Origin of the sequence: Hoeflea sp. EC-HK425, from assembly GCF_902498795.1 — a bacterium.
GTDB lineage: Bacteria > Pseudomonadota > Alphaproteobacteria > Rhizobiales > Rhizobiaceae > Hoeflea > Hoeflea alexandrii.
This window is the reverse complement of record NZ_LR701547.1, coordinates 1-2662: the sequence shown is the minus strand read 5'-3', so window position 1 is coordinate 2662 and position 2662 is coordinate 1. Positions and strand designations below refer to the sequence as shown.

Sequence of the window (2662 nt, the reverse complement as noted above, 5' to 3'; positions counted from 1 at the left end):
GGGCCGAGCTTGCTCACAATCCGGACGTCGCCCTGACAGCGGTGGTCCATGCCATGCTGATGAGCCTGTTCAATCCCTACGGCGGCATCAGCGAGGATACATGCCTTGAGGTGAAGGTGACGAGCGAACAGCTTGAAACCAGCATTAAGGACGCGACCAACTGCAAGGCCCTCGCGACCATGAACGACCTCAAGGAGAATTACGGCCATTCCATCCCCGGTAACCCGAGCGACCTCTGGGCCTGGTGCCTGGACCAGCCGCAATCGGTTCTCCTCGACCTCCTCGCCTACGCGGCGGCTCGGTCGGTCAATGCCCTGCAACTCGGTCACTATGAGCGCCGGAAGCAGCGGGCCCATGCCGACCGGCTGGCGCAGGCCCTCGCCTTCGACATGACGCAGTGGTTTGAGGCGACCGCCGACAGCTATTTCGGCCGTGTCAGCAAGACCGGGATCGAGCAGGCTATCACCGAAGCCAAGGGTGCGGACTTCGCGGCGGGCGTGTCGGGCATGAAAAAGGCAGATGCCGCTGCCTATGCCGAGCGCCAGCTTGCCGGAACCGGTTGGCTGCCCGCCCTTGTCAGGATCGCGCCGACCGCCGAGCAGCCGCGCGAACAGATGGCAGATGCGGGCGGCACTGATCCCGACGAATGCCCCTTCGATCTGGACGACGCGACCGAAACCGAAAACCAGCAGTTCCCCGAAGCAGCCGAGTAATCGGTTGCGGCAGGTCGCGCCAGTCTCCGGCGCGGCCTGTTTCCTTTCCTGATTTTCTTAAACCAGCCGCAACGGAACGCCGGGCATCGTCCCGGCGATAGGCGAACTGCGCCCTGCGGCCCGGACCGTCACAGGTGATCCAATGACCTCCTCCAGTCTGAATTCCATCGTCAAGCTGTTCGAAACCTGCCGCTACAAGCATGACCTCTACGCCGTCTTTGGCGACTGGTGCGAATGCTCTGCCATTTCCATGAGCAACGCCGTCGATCTCGTAAATTTCGAGAAGCGCGAGGCGCGCTATCTCGAAATTGCCCGGAAATACGGGAGCGAAACCATGGGCACGTTCTCGAGAATATTCGGCGAGGTGGTCATGGCGCTAGAGGAAAAGCCGCAGGATATTTTGGGCATGACGTTTCACGCGCTCGAATTGCACAACAAGGCGAGGGGGCAATTCTTCACGCCCTATCCCGTCTGCCAGTTAATGGCCCGCATCATCGCCGGTAGCGCCGAGGACATGCAGAAGGCGATTGCGGAACGCGGTTTCATGCTTGCACAGGAACCCGCCGTAGGCAGCGGGGCGATGATCGTCGCGCTTGCCGAAGCCATCGTTGAGGCGGGCTTCAATTATCAGCAGCTTCTCCATGTGACTGCCGTGAACATCGATCCGCGCCCCGTCCACATGGCCTATATTCAGTTCTCGCTTCTCCATATTCCGGCGACCGTCATCGTAGGTGACAGCCTGGCGATGCGCTTCCGGGAGGAATGGCACACCATGGCCCATGTCATGGGCGGGTGGTCGGGCAAGCTCAGGCGCGCACGGGAAAACAGCGGGGCAGGGGCGGGTGAGGCTGCTACGGCAGTTGCCGTGCCGCGACGGGCTGCAGTGGCTGCCGGTGGTAACGTCAAACCCGAGCAAGGGCCATCCGCCCCAATCATTGAGCGAAATGGGCAACTTCGCCTGTTCTGAAACGCAGGGCACAGGTTAGAAACCCCGACCGGATCGACCGGCCGGGGCTTCTTTGAAAGGGGGGCTGGCCGGCCCCTCTCAAACTCACCCCCATGAGGGAGCGGGGCAGAGCCCCGCCCCCTTCAAACCTCCACCCATGGAGGGGGTGGTCCACCCCCTCCAAACCTCCCCAGCCCATGCGGTCGCGGCCCCTGATCGGGGCCGCGGGCTCATCTCTCTCTGACGCCCTAGTGTCGCATTCGCCCCTGCGCCGTAAAGGACTTCGTGGTTCCCCCAACATGCTGACGCATTTCGGCTCCCCCACTCGCCGCCTCCGGCGGTCGCGTTCCGCGCTCCTTGACCGCTTGGTTCGCCAATGCGGCCTCCTTTTCGTCAGACCGAAAAGGAGGCTTCTATGACACACCGGAAAATCACCACCATCGACGGCGGCAGCGCGCAATATTGGAGACAGCGGAAAAGAGGTTTTGGCCTCATTCAAGACGCCGAGCATGCCGCCAGGCAGATCGTCGGCGCGCCGCTCTATATTGCTGGTGCCTGGGACGACGACTACGGCGACTACGAGCCAGTCGAGAACCTCGCACCGTTCGAGCGGATGGATGAAACAATTCGGGCGATCGAAGCTGACGAGACAGCCATCAGCATTCTCATCGCACAAGGCCGGACTAGCATCGGCGGATATCAGATCAGGGCGGTAGTGGATGCCCTGGGGCAGCACGGCATCGGAGGCCCCGAACGCAATCCACTTTGGAGACCGGGCACGGATTGAAACGAAGGCGAGTGGCGGCTACGGCCGCCTCTCGCCTTTGACGTGACGGACGAGCCATGTCGGCCGGCTCGACCGGCCGACATGGCTGATGAAAGAGGGGCAAAGCCCCCCTCTCAACACTCACCCCCTGGAGGAAGGGGCAGGCCCCCTCCTCCAAACCACCTCCCATGGGGAAAGGGGACGGTTCCCTCCTCCCTTTCCCCAAACCCCTTTCCC

2 protein-coding genes and 1 pseudogene are annotated in these 2662 nt (G+C 62.4%); all 3 read left to right on the top strand.

The genetic code is table 11. The annotated features are described in order from the left end of the window. Nucleotides 1-713, top strand: a pseudogene (locus SPHINGO391_RS00190) (hypothetical protein); the annotation flags it as partial. Nucleotides 714-855: 142 nt separating this feature from the next. Continuing rightward, nucleotides 856-1680, top strand: coding sequence for an N-6 DNA methylase (locus tag SPHINGO391_RS00185; RefSeq protein ID WP_024271350.1), 825 nt, complete (start codon nt 856-858; stop codon nt 1678-1680). 394 nt (nt 1681-2074) lie between these two features. Then, nucleotides 2075-2446 (top strand): hypothetical protein, encoded by a 372-nt coding sequence (locus tag SPHINGO391_RS00180; protein WP_023517328.1) that lies wholly within the window; start codon nt 2075-2077, stop codon nt 2444-2446. The last annotated feature ends 216 nt before the right edge of the window (nt 2447-2662 follow it).